Source organism: uncultured Campylobacter sp. (assembly GCF_938045225.1).
GTDB lineage: Bacteria > Campylobacterota > Campylobacteria > Campylobacterales > Campylobacteraceae > Campylobacter_A.
The window spans coordinates 1-15,578 of the sequence record NZ_CALINL010000282.1 but is presented as its reverse complement, the minus strand read 5'-3'; the positions used below and the strand labels follow the sequence as shown (position 1 = coordinate 15,578).

The window sequence follows — 15,578 nt, the reverse complement described above, 5'->3', positions numbered from 1 at the left end:
TTTGTAGAAAATCCACCGGAGTCGAGCCGCCGATAGCGTAGACGACCCTGTCGTAGACCCTTATTTTTCCGTTTGAAAAGTGCACCCTCACGCGTCCGGATTCGTTTTCGATCTCGGTGATGTCGTGATTCAGCCGCACTTTTAGCTTATTTGCTTTTTCTAGTTCCCACAGCGCCGTTACGTTTACGTCATTTACGCGGCTAAATTTATCCTTGCGGTAAGCCAACGTCGTTTTGTTGTATTGGCATAGCTCGATAGCGTACTCTACGGCAGAGTTTCCGCCGCCTACTACGAGGACTTTTTCGCCGCTAGAACAGGAGTTTAGGTTAAAATTTATAACATTATTTAGCGAAGGTGGGATTTTATAGTCCGGCTTGTTCGGACGCCCCATTTTACCGATACTTATCATCACGTTTTTGGCTTGATAGTCGCCCTTTGCGGTGTGCACGAAAAACAAACCGTCCTTTTTCTTTACGCTTTCGACCTCGGAGTTAAACACGGCCTCGATCTTTTCCTCGTCTAGCAGCTTATCGAAATAATCAAGCGTGCTCTCCTTTGTACCGTCCTCAAAGGATACGATGCCGTGGATGGTGCTATCTTGACCTTTATACTCTTTATCCACGCGCTTATTGTCTTTGTAAAATTTTCTTATAGTTTGGCTGTGGTTGTCGCCCTTTTCGAGAAGCAAAACTTTTTTTAATCCATTGGCTCTAGCCTCTACGACGGTCGCGATGCCGCAAGGGCCGCCGCCTATCACGATAATGTCGTAAACATCGCTCATTGATTCTCTCCGATTTGATAATTTTTCATTAATGTAGCGAAAATTGTATTAAATTTTAAGAAATTCGCGAAATTTGGGGTAAATTTAATTTAAAAGCAGAAAAAGCGGTCAAATTTGAAAGATAAAAGGCGAGCGGGATCAAATTTGACTTGTTTAAATTCGGTAAATTTGAGAGCCAAATTTGAAGCGCGTCAAATTTAATAGGCGCAAATTTCATCAAAATTTACGCCCGCTAAAGCTAAATTTTCTTTAAAAACTCGGCGATTAAAAACGCTAGTTCTAGCGACTGGTCGGCGTTTAGGCGCGGATCGCACTGCGTCTCGTATCTGTGCGCCAGATCATCCTCGTTTAGTTTAAACGACCCGCCCGTGCACTCGGTCACGTCCTGGCCCGTCATCTCTAGATGCACGCCGCCCGCATGCGTACCTTCGGCTCTATGTATCTCGAAAAAGCTCTGCACTTCGGCTAGGATATTGTCAAATTCGCGCGTTTTGTAGCCGTTTGCTGCCTTTATCGTGTTGCCGTGCATAGGATCTATGCTGTAGACGATATTTAGCCCTTCGCGCTTTACTTCGCGTAGGATTTTAGGCAGCCGCTCGCCGATTTTATCGGCACCCATTCTGATTATTACGTTCAGTCTACCCGCTTCGTTTTGTGGATTTAGCGCATTTGCGAGCGCGATGACGTCCTGCACGGTTGCGTTTGGTCCGATCTTTACGCCTAAAGGATTGTGCACGCCGCTTAGAAAATGCACGTGAGCATCGTTTACGCCGCGCGTGCGCTCGCCGATCCAGAGCATATGCGCTGAGCAGTCGTACCAGTCGCCGGTAAGGCTATCCTCTCTAGTGAGCGCCTCCTCGTACGGCAGCAAAAGCGCCTCGTGCGATGTGTAGACCTTAGTTTCGCTAAGCGCGGGAGTGTTTGAGGCGTTTATACCGCAAGCCCCCATAAATGCTAGAGTTTGGCTCAGCTGCCTAGCTAACTCGCCGTATTTAGCGTCAAGCTCGGGTTTTTTGATAAAGCCTAAGTTCCAGCGATTTACCTCGTGCAGATCGGCTAGACCGCCGCGAGAAAAGGCGCGAAGTAGGTTCATCGTGGATGCGCTTTGATAATACGCCTCGATCATGCGGTTTGGATCGGGCACGCGAGCCTCGGCGTTAAATTCAAAACCGTTTATGATGTCGCCGCGGTAGCTGGGTAGCTTTACGCCGCCTTGTTCCTCGTAGTCCGAGCTTCTAGGCTTGGCAAACTGACCCGCCACGCGCCCTACTTTTACGACGGGGCAACGTCCGGCAAACGTCAAAACGATCGCCATTTGTAACATCACTTTAAACATATCGCGAATATTTACGGCGTTGAAATTTGAAAAACTCTCCGCGCAGTCGCCCCCTTGTAGCAAAAACGCCTCGCCGTTGCAAACTTTGGCCAAATCTTGTTTTAGGTTTCTAGCCTCTCCGGCAAAAACTAGCGGCGGCATCGTCTTTAGCTTATCCTCGGCCTTTTTTAGCAAGACCTCGTCGGGGTAGCTTGGTTGCTGCAAGATATTAAATTTTCTCCACGAATCTCTACTCCACATCTTTAAACCTTTTTAAAAATAACGCCGATTTTAGCTAAAAGAAATTTTATTACAGATAAAATTTCAAATTTTAGCCCCAAATTTGCCCTCGCTGCGCATTTTTGAGCCACATAAGCTTTGATTAACGACAAATAAATATAATTTCGCCAAAAAAAGCGGAAAAATGCAAGACAAAAATCAAACCAAAATCGGCTTCATCTACGGCCTGTCGGTCTTTATGATCTGGGGCATTTTTCCTATTTATTTTAAACAACTCAGCGCGCTTTCGGCTACCGAGATCGTCGCTCACCGCATTCTTTGGTCGGTGCTACTTTTATTTTTACTGCTTAAATTTAGCCGCAAACTAGGCGCCGCAAAGAAAATTTTAAGCAACAAAAAAACTACGTTTTGGCTGTTTGTCACGGGGCTTCTCATTGCCGCCAACTGGTGGATCTATGTCTACGCCGTAAATATCGGAAAGATCGTGGAAACTAGCCTGGGATACTTCATAAATCCGCTCGTAAATATGCTCCTTGGCGTGCTGATTTTAAAAGAAAAGCTATCGCGCGCGGGTAAATTTGCCATCGCTATCGTCTTTGTCGCTATCGGAGTGCAAATTTACGACGCAGGCGGCCTGCCTATCATCTCTATCATTTTACCTATCACGTTTGGATTTTATTCGCTTATTAGAAAGCGCCTTAGCGTGCCGTCTTTAGAGGGACTTTTCGTCGAGACCGCGCTCATAGCTCCCATTGCGCTCGTCGCTCTATTTTTCGTAGCCGCTAGCGGACAAAATCACTTTAGCTTTTCGTGGTTTGGGCTTTTGATCGCTCTTTGCGGGCCTGCGACCGTAGTGCCGCTTTTGCTTTTTAACTCGGCGGCTACTAGGCTAAATTTGAGCACGATCGGCTATTTGCAGTATATCTCGCCCTCTATGCAGCTTTTGCTTGCCGTTTTTTACTACGGCGAGCAAATTAGCGCGCTTAAGGCGCTGTCGTTTTTACTGATCTGGAGCGCGCTTGCGGTGGTTAGCTTTGGCGCGATTTATAGTAAAAAAAGCAAAATTTCAGTATAACCGCAAATTTAAATCAAAAAAGGAAAAACAATGTCATCTATCGCATTTTACGCCGTCATCTGCGTTATAGCCGCGCTCGTGCTCTATACGCAGATACAAAAAATAACGAGAAAGATCGATGAGAACGGTACTTTAGCAAACAACTCCCCAGAGGCCGTACGTCAAATTTCGGTGCAAAAGTATAAAGATTTTTGCGAGATCATTAACGGCGAGCTAAGAGAACTAAAGATGAAAGCGCTCTACGACGACGCCCTAAAAAACGAGGATCTAAAAGAAAAATTTTTAGAAAGCCTAAGCGAGATGAGCAAGAAGCTGACGTTTATCGAGACGATGAACACTGCTAGAAACCCCGATAAATGGGAAAGCGAGCTCTTTGAGGTGCTAAGCCGCCTAGACGATCTCGTCACGGAAAACTTTAAAGACGGCGAGCGTGCGGGCGACGAGATTAGAGAGCGTCTGGGCGCGGAGTTTAGCAAGCTGCAAAATTAAATCTTAAGTAAAAACGGGGTAATATCGCTTTTTTGATTTAACTCTATCTTTCTAAGGAAAAAAACGGATGAGCTATACCAAAAAAGACCTCGTAACAGCTGCAAATTTAACCAAAGACGAAATTTACCATTTCCTAAATTTAGCCAAGGAGTTTAAGGCATTAAACAACTCCGAGACCAAAAAAGCCAAGTCGCTCTACGGCAAAACGACCGTAAACGCCTTTTTCGAAAACTCGACTAGGACGCGAACGAGCTTTGAGATCGCGGCTAAGCGCCTAGGAGCCGACGCTATAAATTTCACCGCCTCAAGCTCCAGCACCAAAAAGGGCGAAACGCTCATCGATACCGTCCACAACATCGTCGCGATGAAAACGGATATCGTAGTCGTGCGCCACTACAGCTCGGGCGCGGCTAAATTTATAGCTGAAAATACCGACGCTCACGTCGTAAACGCGGGCGACGGCCTAAACGAACACCCTAGCCAAGCGCTGCTTGATCTTTTTACCATACTGGAAAATCGCGGCAGCCTAGAAAATCTCACGGTCGCCATCATCGGCGATATCTTTCACAGCCGCGTAGCTCGCTCAAATATCTACGTCCTAAAAACGCTCGGAGCCAAGGTTAAGCTCTTTGGCCCGCCGATGTTTTTAACTGGCATGGAGGCTTTTGGCTGTCAAATTTGCTCCGATATGCGCGAGGCCGTCGAGGACTCGGACGTCATCATCATGCTACGTATCCAGCTCGAGCGTCAGGACGATGAGATCGCATTTCCGTCCGTGCGCGAATACTCCAAATTTTTCGGCCTAACCGCTAGTAAAATGCAATACGCCAAAGAGGGCGTCATGATCCTGCACCCGGGCCCGATAAACCGCGGCGTTGAGATAAACTCCGACGTAGCCGATGATCCGCGCTACTCGCATGTGCTAAATCAGGTCGAAAACGGCGTCGCCGTCAGGATGGCGATCCTAGATACTCTCATCAAAAACAAAGGCGCAAAATGAAAACTCTCATAAAAAACGGCACGATCGTAAATCATAACGGCTCGCAAAAAGCAAACGTCCTGATAGAGGGCGACAAGATAGCTCTAATCACCACTGACGAACCTGCGGCTGATAAAATAATAGACGCTAGCGGCAAGCTCGTGATGCCGGGCCTTATCGATATGCACGTGCACTTTCGCGATCCCGGCCTTGAGTACAAAGACGACATAAACACGGGCTCTGAAACCGCAGTCGCCGGCGGCGTAACCACCTGCTGCCCGATGGCAAATACAAATCCAGTAAACGACAACGCCGTCGTCACGCGCGATATGGTAGCTAAAGCAAAAGCTCGCGGCCTCATCGACCTACTGCCTATCGGCGCGATAACTAGCAAGATGGACGGCAAAAAGTGCGTAGAGATGGGCGATATGACCGAGGCCGGCGCAGTGGCGTTTAGCGACGACGGTCTACCGGTAGCTAGCAGCGACGTGATGAGATACGCGCTTGAATACTCAAAGCACTTCGGTAGCTTCGTCATCAACCACTCCCAGGACTGCTCGCTATGCCGCGGCGGCCACATGAACGAAGGCCGCGTCTCGGCGATACTAGGCATCAAAGGCATGCCGCGCGAGCAAGAAGAGATCATGGTCTCGCGCGATCTACTGCTAGCCAAGCTAACAGGCGGCCACATCCACATCGCGCACGTTAGCTCCGAGTGGTCGCTAAAGCTCATCGCACAGGCTCGCGCGGCCGGTATAAACGTGACCTGCGAGGCGACTCCGCACCACTTTACTTACACAGAGGACGAGCTGCTAGGATATGATACGAACTTTAAAATGTCGCCGCCGCTTCGCACCAGATCAGACGTGGACGCGATCAGAGAGGGGCTAAAAAGCGGCCTAATCGACGTCATCGTGACCGACCACGCCCCGCACCATAACGACGAGAAATTTTTAGAATTCGACAAGGCGCCTTTTGGAATACTCGGCCTACAAACCCTCGTGCCCATGACGCTAGATTTGGTAAACGACGGCGTGATAAGTATCGAGCAGATGGTGGCTCTCACGTCCTATAATGCGGCTAAAATTTTAAAACTAAAGGACAAGGGAGTGATCGCGGAGGGCTACCTCGCCGACATCGCGATAATCGATCCGAATTTCAAGTATCTATACGACAAAAACCTAAATAAATCAAAATCCCAAAACTCCCCGCTGCTAGGCAAGACGCTAAAAGGCGCGGCGGTAATCACGATAAAAAGCGGAAAAACGGTGTTTGAGTTTCCAAACGTCGTGGCGTAAAAGGATTAAAATTGAAAGTATATGCACAGTATTTTGAATTGAATGGACTTAAGTACAGATTAAATACTATTCTACAGTTGGGAGATGGTTTTGCGCATATTGGAAATATTGTTTTGGCAAACCCAGGGAGTTCTAAGCCGGTGAGAAAAATTGATGAAATTTCAAAAGAATCAATAAAAACTTTTTTTGGTTCTTCTTTTAAAGTGCGAAAATTTAATGATTTAAATTGGCATGAGTTTAGTGTTGATACTACTATGCGAGTAGTTGAAAAAATTTTTAATGGCAGTTATATTACCAATGAGCCACTACAGTTAAACGGCGTCATTCAACTCTTTAATGCTTTTAATATAGCCAATCCGAACTTAAGCGAAACTCTTGCCAGTATACCTAAAGACGACAATCCATATATTATTACTCCAAATATTGCAGATTTTATAGCAGACAAACCAACCTATATAGGATTTCCTGATGATATTTTATATCATCAAGATGATTATATAAGAAAAATTCCTCAAAATATTTTTGAGTCAATGCCATCAAAAATCAAAGAATTTTATGAAAATGATATAGAAAAAACTTTTTATCATCCAATGTATATATCTCGAGCATATCGTCGCAGAGAAAATATAAAAAATGATCTAAAACGTTTTTTTAAAACAGTAAAAGACTTCAAACAGTAATTTAAAATTAAGGCAGAATTAACCATTAGTACTCATTCTGCCTTAAAACCATCAACAAAAATTTATAGATGGCAAGATAATAAATAGGCAAAAAGTTTTTTGAATTAATTTTTTGCATCTTTAAAATTTGCGGTTTTGGCGTCGGCAAATTTGAGCAAAATACAAGGCGTGCTTTATCTCTTGATCGCCGCTCAAATTTATAAATCTAAATTTGCCGTCAAATTTAACCGACTTTGTATACATCTTTTTGCTTAATTTTAGAGCTAATCAATTTGCCTTGTCGCCACGCAATTTTAAGTGCTGTATTTAACTTGCCAAATTTATAACCCAAACGGCTTTTTATTTACTCAAATTTACGACCGGCTGCAGAGCAAATTTAACCGCCGAATTTACCAAATTTAAAAGCCACAACAGACAAATTTACGCCGCCGCGTCAGCTCAATCGATGATAAAAAACCGATCAAGCCGAGCGCAAGCGACGCAAATTCGTCAAATTCGGTTCAAATTTAGCCTCACGCGTCCTTGCCGTTTATCGCATACGCCGAGCGCAAAAACACGTCCGTGCCCGATAGCAGCGCGCTCTCGTCAAAGTCAAACGCGCCGTTGTGATGACCTGCAGCCAGCTTGGTGCCGATCATCAGGTAGCCGCTCTTGCCGCCTGCTTTTTGCACGGCGTGCATAAAATGCGCGAAATCCTCGCAAGCGCCGAAATTTAGATCCCGCACGATGAGCTCATCTTTGATAAAAGGCGACTGGCGCGCGGCGCGCTCATAGATATCGGTGATCTCTTCGCTGCTATCGCCCCCGCTAGTGCCGCCGGTTAGCTTCACGTCGTACTGCACGCCGTACATCTGCGCGACGCCCGCGACGATGTCCATGCATTTTTGAAACATAAACTCATTTAGCTCGGTCGTTTCGCCGCGCGTTTCGCAGGCGATGTAGCCGTTTGGCGCGATGACGTTTCGCCCCTCGCCCGCTCGCAAGACGCCCACATTTATGCGCGTGACGCCGTCAGCATGTCGCGTGATACCGTGCATGGCTAGAGCCGTCTGCGCTGCGGCTAGCAGAGCGTTTGCCCCTTCCTGCGGAGCGCCTGCCGCGTGAGCCGACTTGCCCGTGAAATTTACGTCGAATTTCGACGTCGCAAGAAGCTTGTTCGTACCGCAGATGATGCCGCCGCTAGTCTTTGCCTGAAAGCCGATGTGGCCGCCCAGTAGGTAGTCCACGCCCTCTAGCACGCCTGCTTGCTCCATCGGCACGGCGCCTCTGGTGCCCTCCTCGGCGGTTTGAAATATAAATCTAAATTTGCCTTTAAAATCGTCCAAATTTTGCGCGATGAGTTTAGCCATCGCTAGGCCGATCGTGATGTGCCCGTCGTGCCCGCAGGCGTGCGTGATGCCGTCTATATCGGCTCTAAAGCCCTCTTTAAACGGTCTGTGCGCCTCATCCTTGCTCTCGGTCACGTCCACGCCGTCGATGTCAAATCTAAACGCAAGCGTCTTGCCCGGCCTGCCCGTATCAAGCTCGGCCACCACGCCCGTTAGCCCATCCTCCATCACGGGTAAAAACTCGCGCTCATCGACGCTTAGCAGGCTTTTTGCACGCTCTAGATATTTTTCTTTGTCTTTCTCGCTGCCAAGACCTGCTCTAGCTTCGGGCTTCATTATCTCGCGTCCCATTTTTAGGCTATAGCCGAGCTTTTTTAGCTCGCTAGCGATCTTTGCCGTCGTAAAAAACGTGAAAAATCCAGTCTCGGGATGAGAGTGAAAAAACCGCCTATTTTTCACCATTTCGTCTTTTAGCGCTTCGACTTTTGCTGCTACCTCGTCCATTTTTGCTCCTCAAATTCGGAATTTTTATTATTTTACTTAAAGATATATTATACATCAAGATTAATTTTAAAAGCTTAAAATTTGAGCCAAATAATGATAAATTTAATGCTGATTTTCGCGAGCCGACTTGTTTGGCGTAAATTTGATTTTTAGCCAGTGGATACTTTGATCGTTTTTTAAACCGTGATTTGCGCCAAAACGGTGCGGGTACTGCGAGGTAAATTTATATTTTTGGCTGAGCGGTTTTTAAGACAAATTTAGGGCGTTAAATTTGAGTTCAAATTTATAATGTCGTCAAATTTGAACTAAAATTTAAAAAACAAGACAAAGAGGCAAATTTAACTTCAGCCGCCGCGCGACTGACTAGTCGCAAAATAAACTCCGCGCAAAAGCTCAAATTTGCCCTTCAAGCAACCTATTTTAAGCTACCTTTTAGCTTCATTATCCGCTCGTAGGATTCCTCGATACGCTCTTTTGGTATCTGCTTGGCGCCCACTGCGTCCACGACTAGCTGCGTGACGAGCTCTGCGGTCCTGCACCCGTCTATCTTGTAGTCGCTAAAGAGCATCACGTCGCCGCCCGCGTTGATAAAGTTTATCACCTTTTCTTGTAGCGTAAAGTCCTTTAGTCCGCCCATGAGCATGTCGTCGCTTATGACTACGCCGTCAAATTTGAGCTCGCCGCGTAGCAAGCCGTCGATGATCGCCGGCGAAATCGAGGCCGGTAGCTCGGAGTCGCGCTGCATGAGGTAGATATGCCCGACCATTATCATCTTGGCTTCGTTTTTGCGAACTGCGTCAAAATACGGCTTGAGCTCGGTGTAATCAAAATTTTCGATCACGACCTTTGCCGTGTGGCTGTCGGCCTCGACGTTACCGTGGCCGGGGAAGTGCTTCATCGCCGCTATCACGCCGCGAGCTTGCGAGGCCTTCATAAACTCGTTCGCATACAGCGAAACCTCGTCTATATCGGCACTAAACGCTCTACCGCGCGAGCCTATGATGGTGGATTTTGGATTTAGCACGTCGGCCACGGGAGCGAAATTTACGTTTACGCCGACGTCTTTTAGCTGTTGCGCCATCTTAGCGTAAAGCTCGCCCGCAGCGGCTAGATCGAGCGTTTTTGCCACTTTTTGCGCCGAGATAAAGGTCTCAAATCCGCTCTTATCTTTAAATCTCGTGATCTGTCCGCCCTCCTCGTCGATAGCGATAAAAATGCCTTTTTGCGCCTCTTTAAATGCGCTTGTTAGCGCAGTAAGGTTCTTTTTGTCCGAGATGTTTTTACCGAGCAGCATCACGCCGCCAAAACGCTGATATTTGGCCTCCGAGACGGCTTCTTTGGCGGTTTTGGGATCAGAGCCGTTGAAGCTTACCATTATCATTTGGGCTATCATTTTGCGAAGCGTCGGTTTTTCTTGCGCTTGCGCATCGGCAGCGTTTAGCGCAGTCGGCAAACCCGCCAAAAACAGAGCCGAAAAAAGTGCGGCGATAAATTTTTTCATATCTTTCCTTTTTTTGTTTTTTGCGGATTTTACACTATTTTGGATAAATTTAAGAAAATTGAAACGGGATTTAGGTGCGGGAGGTGCTTTTTGCGATTGATCGCTCGCAAATTTAGATCGGCATTTATAAAATATTTGATATAATTTTTGAAAATATTGTTTAAAATTTAGTCAAAAGGGCATATATGATAAATTTAAATATTAATTGCGCTATAAATATCCCGTCAAAAAACGATATCAAACTAAATAAAGATGAGTATATTTTATGTGATTATAAGGAAAACACATTAAAAATCTTTTTATTCAATTGATATTTGCCGTGATTTGTATAGCGGTATTTATATATACGGTAATATCTAAAGACTTCGCCGATCAAAGCCTATTTTTAAAGGTTTGCGCTGCTATTTTTGTTATTTTTTGCATGTTATTAATACATATTTTTATTGTAAATTTGATCCACAAAGGCTTATACGTAACAAACAAAAACTTAATAGCCTTTAGTGGAGCGAAATTTGATTTAAATTCTATTTTTATACTTGATACGAGCACTCGCGAGCATACGGGGTTTCGCATTTGCAAAGGCTGGAGAAATATTTTAGAGATAAAATGCACGAATGACGACGCGCAGCTAGATGTCTTTTTGCTATCGCTATCCGCAGTTTCGGGCAATAAAATTATTTTAAGATTTGACTCAAAAGAACTAAAAGAAAAAGCCGACTCGGCAAATTTGGTTAGATTTAAATTGACGACATAAATTGGATTTTTATACTTAAACAGACTAAATACTAGCCAGAATCCAAATTTTACGGTGCTTTAAATCCAAATCCAGCATAAAAATTCGGCAAATTTGGATTATTTAAGCCGGCTATTTAAAAACCGCTGCCCACCGTCAAATTTTCAAATTTTATAGCAACTGCGAGCCTTCGCAGAATGCACGACTTTAAACCAAATTTTATTTTTTACTTAGTAGATCTCTTAGACTTTCCTGCACGTCTTTGCCGCGCAGCATCGCCGCGACCTCGTTTACTATCGGCGTATAGATACCTTTGCTAGCAGCGATCTTTTCTATCGAGTATGAGGTATCTACGCCCTCGGCGACCTCGCCTAGATCGTTTAGGATTTTGTTAAGGCTCTCGTTTTTAGCAAGTCCCAAGCCTACGCGGTAGTTGCGCGAGAGCACCGATGAAGCCGTGAGAAAGAGATCGCCCGCTCCGCTAAGACCCAAAAACGTCTGCTGCTGCGCGCCAAAATACTCGCCAAATCTCGCCATCTCGACAAGCCCGCGCGAGATGAGGCTGGCGCGAGCGCTGTTGCCAAGCCCGAGCCCGTCGCAGATACCGCCCGCGATAGCGATGACGTTTTTATACGCGCCCGCGATCTCCGCACCGATAACGTCGCTACTAGCATAGGCTTTGATATTTTGCGGAAAAAGTCCTGAAATCTCACGCGCAAGGGCTTCGTTTTTGGAATTTATCACGAGCGCGCACGGGAGGTCGTTTTGTATCTCTTTGGCAAAGCTTGGTCCAGATAAAAAGGCCAAATTTGCCGCATCTACGTGCTGTTCGTAAATCTCGTCTAAAAAACGAAGGCTAGAGGTTTCGATGCCCTTTGAGGCGACTAAAATTTTCTGTCCGAAGTTTTTAAAATGCTCTTTTAGCCAGCCGCTAACGGACTGAGAAGGTATGGCAACGACGAGCAGATCGCGCTTTAGCGCCTCCTCTAGATTCACGAAATGCGCGCCTTCAAGCTGTCTGCGCGAGCTGATGACGCAGTCGTTTTTTTGCGAAAGCGCATGAAAAAGCGCGCTACCCCACTTCCCCGCTCCGATGATGGCTATTTTCATTTTTTCTCTTTTTTGTGATTTACGTTTGTTTTAGCTAAATTTGACTGAGCCGCCTGCAAACCGAAACTTACTTTTGCGAAAATTAAACAACTTAAATTTAACCGCACCGCCCGTCTCTCTAAAACAAAAAATTAGAGCTACAAATTTACTTTCTGGGCCAAATTTGACCCAAAAACACGCGTCGCCAAATAACGCTAAAAGGCGACGCAAGTCAAATTTATCCTAGTTTTTCTTTTAAAAGCTCATTTACTTTTGCGGGATTAAACGCGCCCTTGCCCTCTTTCATCGTCTGACCGACGAAAAATCCAAAAAGCTTATCCTTGCCGCTTTTATATTCGGCGACCTTGTCGGCGTTCGCACTTAAAATTTGATCTATTATCGCTATGATGGCCGAGTCGTCGCTAACCTGTTTTAATCCCAATTTTTCGATGACACCGTCCACGCTCGCGTCGTTTTCCATGAGATAGTCAAGCACCTCTTTTGCCGCTTTAGCGCTTATCGTACCGTCTTCTATGCGGCGCAAAAGCTCTATCATTTTAGCCGAATTTACTGGCGATGTCTCGATCGTAGCGCCGTTTTTTAGGCGTCCCAAAAGCTCGACGATGAGCCATGTTACGGCTAGTTTTGGCGATATTTTAGCTTCTACAAGCTCCTCGAAATACTTCGCCGTCTCCACGCTGCTAGTTAAAATCAGCGCGTCATCCTCTTTGACGCCCAGCTCGCGCTCGTATCTAGCGACCTTTTGTTCGGCGAGCTCGGGGATCTTGATTGCTTCGTTATACATCTCCTCCGGGATCTCGACGGGTAGCAGGTCGGGATCTGGAAAATATCTATATTCGGCGCTATCTTCTTTGCCTCGCATCGAGCGCGTGACTAAATTTACGGTATCAAAAAGGCGCGTTTCTTGATAAACTTCCTCGTCGTATTTGCCGTCTTCCCACGCCGCGCTTTGGCGCTCGACTTCGTAGTCGATCGCTTTTTGGATAAATCTAAACGAGTTTAAATTTTTAATCTCGACGCGCGTATAAAGCTTGCTGTCGCCTTTTGGGCGGATACTGACGTTGGCGTCGCAGCGAAAGCTTCCCTCTTGCATATTAGCATCGCTGATGTTTAAAAATCGCAAAATCGAGTGCAGTTTTTTTAGATACGCGACTGCCTCGTCGGAGCTACGCAAGTCAGGCTCACTCACGATCTCAAGTAGCGGCGTGCCCGCGCGGTTTAGATCGACTAGGCTTTGTCCGCTCTCGTGGATGTTTTTACCCGCGTCCTCTTCAAGGTGTGCGCGAGTGATACCGATGCGCTTTTTCTCGCCGTTTACGTCGATAAAAAGCTCGCCTTTTTCTACTATCGGTATCTCAAACTGTGAAATTTGATAGGCTTTTGGAAGGTCGGGATAAAAGTAGTTTTTACGGTTAAAAACAGAGCGTTTATTTATAGTCGCATTTACCGCCGCGCCAAAGCTTATCGCCTTTCTCACGGCTTCTTTGTTTAGTACCGGCAAAGATCCGGGCAGTGCCAGGCAGGTCGGACAAACGTGCGTATTTGCCTCATCGCCGAAGCTCGTGGAGCAAGAGCAGAAAATTTTAGTTTTTGTATTAAGCTGGGTGTGAACCTCAAGCCCGATAACGACTTCAAACATAATTTGCCTTTTATTTAAAATTTAGGGTTTATTTTAGCAGGATTTTTATTTAAGTTAGATAAAAAGAAGGGGTTGCGCCCGCCGATTTTTAGCGTATTTTGGCTGGCGGACGCGTAAATTTAAATTTTAGTGCTCGTCGTGGCTGATCAAGATCGCGCCGGCAAGATACACGTAAGTAAGAATCATAAAGATAAATGTTTGCAAGCACGCCATAAACGTAAGCAAAACAAATGCCGGAAGCGCAGCGTAAGACGCAAGAGCAAGTACGACCAAAAGAAACAAGTCATCGCCCTTGATGTTACCGAAAAGTCGGAAAGAAAGCGATACGACGCGAGACAGATGCGAAACGATCTCGACGATAAACATTATCGGAGCTAGCCATTTGTTCGGTCCCATGAAGTGAGCAAAATACTTAACCACGCCGTTTACGCGGATACCTTCGTAGTGGTAAAACACGAAAACCACGAGCGCTAGAGTAAGGGTCAAATTTAAGCTCGAAGTCGGAGCCTCAAATCCAGGTATTATGCCTATTATGTTACTTACAAATACGATCAAACCGATGGTCGCGACTAGCGGCAGATACTTTCTAGATAGCGCTTCGCTTCCTAGCACATCCTTGCCCATGGATACGACGCCTTCTAAATACGCTTCGAGGATATTTTGCGTTCCGCGAGGCACGAGTTGCAAATTTTTAGTTGCAAATTTTGCCACGATAAGTACGATAATCGCGACTAAAACGAGATGTCCCGCGTAATTTACCGCGTGGATAACGTGCTCGTTGTCGGTAAACAAAGAAGCGATCCAACCTGTAAACAAAAACAAATTTTCTTGCATGGATTAACCTTAGATTTATGAAATTTAACGGCAATTTTATCCAAATAAATGTTAAAAGTTTTTTAAGCTTACCTCAAATTTCGCCCAAATTTTAGCTTTTTTGTCAAATTTAGCTCAAATTTCGACATCGTTTTTTAAAATCAGCGCTTACGCGAAAAATCTATCGTAAACAAGCTTTAGTATCGTCGCGCCCACGACGGCCAAAAACACGACTCTAACAAATTTAACGTCCTTTTTCATGACCATATTTGAACCGAAATACGCGCCCAAAACCTGTCCCGCACCCATCAAAAGCCCGACCGCCCAAAGTATCTGTCCGCCCGCGATAAAAACGGCAAGAGAGACGATGTTGCTGGTAAAATTTAGGATTTTCGTATGCGCGACGGCTTTTTTCATATTTAGCCCGATGAGCGCAACCATCGCAAACGTCCAAAAACTGCCCGCTCCCGGCCCGAAAAATCCGTCGTAAAAGCCTAAAATTAGCCCGAATATCACGTAAAAAGCTCGCGCGTTCATACGGGCGGCTCTGTCCTCGTCGCCGACCTTTGGCATCAAAAGCGTATAGATGAAAATCGCTATCAAACAAAACGGGATAACAACGCGCAAAAACTCGGCGCTCAAAAACAATATAAGCACCGTGCCGACGCACGCGCCGATAAAGGTAAAAACGATACCGATAAACACTTCGCGGAAATTTATCATCCCTTTTCGAGCAAAATTTAGCGCCGCTGTGAAGCTACCGAAAGTACCCTGAAGCTTGTTCGTCGCTAGCGCCACGTGAGGCGGCACGCCCATCGCCATGATTGTGGGTAGCGCGATCAGTCCGCCGCCGCCCACGATCGCGTCTACAAAACCAGCTGCAAAGGCCGCCGCGAAAAATATCAAATACGCCGTAATGCCGAAGTCAAAGTCCATTTTCGTCCCTTTAAAAAGCAAAATCATACTACGAAAAATTTAAAAAATTTATAAAATTCGGCTGTTTGTTTTGCTGCGGTTAAAATTTAATAAAGCAGCGAGTAAATTTTGCCGAACAGGGTTAAATTTAGCGGTTTGAGTTGCGGCCCATTTTGTA

At 45.8% G+C, this 15,578-nt stretch carries 15 protein-coding genes; 5 read left to right on the top strand and 10 right to left on the bottom strand.

Features of this window, described 5'->3' with window-relative positions:
* From Q0200_RS10150 to Q0200_RS10140, 3 genes are all read right to left on the bottom strand, one after another.
* Positions 1 to 781 (bottom strand): NAD(P)-binding domain-containing protein (locus Q0200_RS10150; RefSeq protein WP_297940879.1); only part of this gene is annotated, 781 nt, incomplete at its 3' end.
* Between the two features lie 55 nt (positions 782 to 836).
* Positions 837 to 1,001, bottom strand: coding sequence for a hypothetical protein (locus Q0200_RS10145; RefSeq protein ID WP_297940877.1), 165 nt, complete (start codon positions 999 to 1,001; stop codon positions 837 to 839).
* Between the two features lie 18 nt (positions 1,002 to 1,019).
* Positions 1,020 to 2,357, bottom strand: a complete 1,338-nt coding sequence (locus Q0200_RS10140) for a class II 3-deoxy-7-phosphoheptulonate synthase (RefSeq protein ID WP_297940875.1) — start codon at positions 2,355 to 2,357, stop codon at positions 1,020 to 1,022.
* A gap of 163 nt (positions 2,358 to 2,520) precedes the next feature.
* On the opposite strand from Q0200_RS10140, the gene rarD reads away from it, so the two are divergent.
* The 5 genes from rarD (at position 2,521) to Q0200_RS10115 (ending at position 6,857) form a co-directional block, all read left to right on the top strand.
* Positions 2,521 to 3,411 (top strand): EamA family transporter RarD, encoded by an 891-nt coding sequence (gene rarD / locus Q0200_RS10135; RefSeq protein WP_297940873.1) that lies wholly within the window; start codon positions 2,521 to 2,523, stop codon positions 3,409 to 3,411.
* Between the two features lie 30 nt (positions 3,412 to 3,441).
* Positions 3,442 to 3,900: a hypothetical protein gene (locus Q0200_RS10130; RefSeq protein WP_297940871.1), complete on the top strand. Its 459-nt coding sequence runs from the start codon at positions 3,442 to 3,444 to the stop codon at positions 3,898 to 3,900.
* Positions 3,901 to 3,967: 67 nt separating this feature from the next.
* A complete protein-coding gene (locus tag Q0200_RS10125) occupies positions 3,968 to 4,900 on the top strand; it encodes an aspartate carbamoyltransferase catalytic subunit (protein WP_297940868.1) in 933 nt (310 codons plus the stop codon).
* A complete protein-coding gene (locus tag Q0200_RS10120) occupies positions 4,897 to 6,177 on the top strand; it encodes a dihydroorotase (protein WP_297940867.1) in 1,281 nt (426 codons plus the stop codon). The genes Q0200_RS10125 and Q0200_RS10120 overlap by 4 nt, the downstream gene beginning before the upstream one ends.
* Before the next feature lie 11 nt (positions 6,178 to 6,188).
* Complete coding sequence (locus Q0200_RS10115; protein WP_297940866.1) at positions 6,189 to 6,857, top strand: hypothetical protein; 669 nt, start codon at positions 6,189 to 6,191, stop codon at positions 6,855 to 6,857.
* Between the two features lie 120 nt (positions 6,858 to 6,977).
* Here Q0200_RS10115 and Q0200_RS10110 read toward each other — a convergent pair whose 3' ends face one another.
* The 7 genes from Q0200_RS10110 to Q0200_RS10080 form a co-directional block, all read right to left on the bottom strand.
* Positions 6,978 to 7,100 carry a hypothetical protein gene (locus Q0200_RS10110; RefSeq protein ID WP_297940865.1) on the bottom strand — a complete coding sequence of 41 codons (123 nt, stop codon included), beginning with the start codon at positions 7,098 to 7,100 and terminating at the stop codon, positions 6,978 to 6,980.
* A 269-nt stretch (positions 7,101 to 7,369) separates the two neighbouring features.
* Positions 7,370 to 8,689, bottom strand: coding sequence for an amidohydrolase (locus Q0200_RS10105; RefSeq protein ID WP_297940864.1), 1,320 nt, complete (start codon positions 8,687 to 8,689; stop codon positions 7,370 to 7,372).
* 415 nt (positions 8,690 to 9,104) lie between these two features.
* On the bottom strand, positions 9,105 to 10,190 hold the full coding sequence (locus Q0200_RS10100) for a glycoside hydrolase family 3 N-terminal domain-containing protein (RefSeq protein ID WP_297940863.1): 1,086 nt from the start codon (positions 10,188 to 10,190) through the stop codon (positions 9,105 to 9,107).
* A gap of 952 nt (positions 10,191 to 11,142) precedes the next feature.
* Positions 11,143 to 12,033: an NAD(P)H-dependent glycerol-3-phosphate dehydrogenase gene (locus Q0200_RS10095; protein WP_297940861.1), complete on the bottom strand. Its 891-nt coding sequence runs from the start codon at positions 12,031 to 12,033 to the stop codon at positions 11,143 to 11,145.
* A 217-nt stretch (positions 12,034 to 12,250) separates the two neighbouring features.
* Positions 12,251 to 13,672, bottom strand: a complete 1,422-nt coding sequence (gene gatB / locus Q0200_RS10090; protein WP_297940859.1) for an Asp-tRNA(Asn)/Glu-tRNA(Gln) amidotransferase subunit GatB — start codon at positions 13,670 to 13,672, stop codon at positions 12,251 to 12,253.
* A gap of 126 nt (positions 13,673 to 13,798) precedes the next feature.
* Entirely contained in the window at positions 13,799 to 14,506 is a 708-nt protein-coding gene (locus tag Q0200_RS10085; protein ID WP_002953298.1) for a F0F1 ATP synthase subunit A, read from the bottom strand.
* A 147-nt stretch (positions 14,507 to 14,653) separates the two neighbouring features.
* The gene (locus tag Q0200_RS10080; RefSeq protein WP_297940856.1) at positions 14,654 to 15,421 is read right to left on the bottom strand and encodes a TSUP family transporter; all 768 of its coding nucleotides are present in this window, start codon (positions 15,419 to 15,421) and stop codon (positions 14,654 to 14,656) included.
* Positions 15,422 to 15,578 lie beyond the last annotated feature (157 nt).

What these genes read in the sequence shown, in the direction of transcription:
- Q0200_RS10105 (WP_297940864.1), bottom strand. Translation starts at nt 8,689, where the DNA reads ATGGACGAGGTAGCAGCAAAAGTCGAAGCGCTAAAAGACGAAATGGTG.
- Q0200_RS10080 (WP_297940856.1), bottom strand. Translation starts at nt 15,421, where the DNA reads ATGGACTTTGACTTCGGCATTACGGCGTATTTGATATTTTTCGCGGCG.
- rarD (WP_297940873.1), top strand. Translation starts at nt 2,521, where the DNA reads ATGCAAGACAAAAATCAAACCAAAATCGGCTTCATCTACGGCCTGTCG.
- Q0200_RS10130 (WP_297940871.1), top strand. Translation starts at nt 3,442, where the DNA reads ATGTCATCTATCGCATTTTACGCCGTCATCTGCGTTATAGCCGCGCTC.
- Q0200_RS10120 (WP_297940867.1), top strand. Translation starts at nt 4,897, where the DNA reads ATGAAAACTCTCATAAAAAACGGCACGATCGTAAATCATAACGGCTCG.
- Q0200_RS10125 (WP_297940868.1), top strand. Translation starts at nt 3,968, where the DNA reads ATGAGCTATACCAAAAAAGACCTCGTAACAGCTGCAAATTTAACCAAA.
- Q0200_RS10110 (WP_297940865.1), bottom strand. Translation starts at nt 7,100, where the DNA reads ATGTATACAAAGTCGGTTAAATTTGACGGCAAATTTAGATTTATAAAT.
- Q0200_RS10100 (WP_297940863.1), bottom strand. Translation starts at nt 10,190, where the DNA reads ATGAAAAAATTTATCGCCGCACTTTTTTCGGCTCTGTTTTTGGCGGGT.
- Q0200_RS10085 (WP_002953298.1), bottom strand. Translation starts at nt 14,506, where the DNA reads ATGCAAGAAAATTTGTTTTTGTTTACAGGTTGGATCGCTTCTTTGTTT.
- Q0200_RS10095 (WP_297940861.1), bottom strand. Translation starts at nt 12,033, where the DNA reads ATGAAAATAGCCATCATCGGAGCGGGGAAGTGGGGTAGCGCGCTTTTT.
- Q0200_RS10140 (WP_297940875.1), bottom strand. Translation starts at nt 2,357, where the DNA reads ATGTGGAGTAGAGATTCGTGGAGAAAATTTAATATCTTGCAGCAACCA.
- gatB (WP_297940859.1), bottom strand. Translation starts at nt 13,672, where the DNA reads ATGTTTGAAGTCGTTATCGGGCTTGAGGTTCACACCCAGCTTAATACA.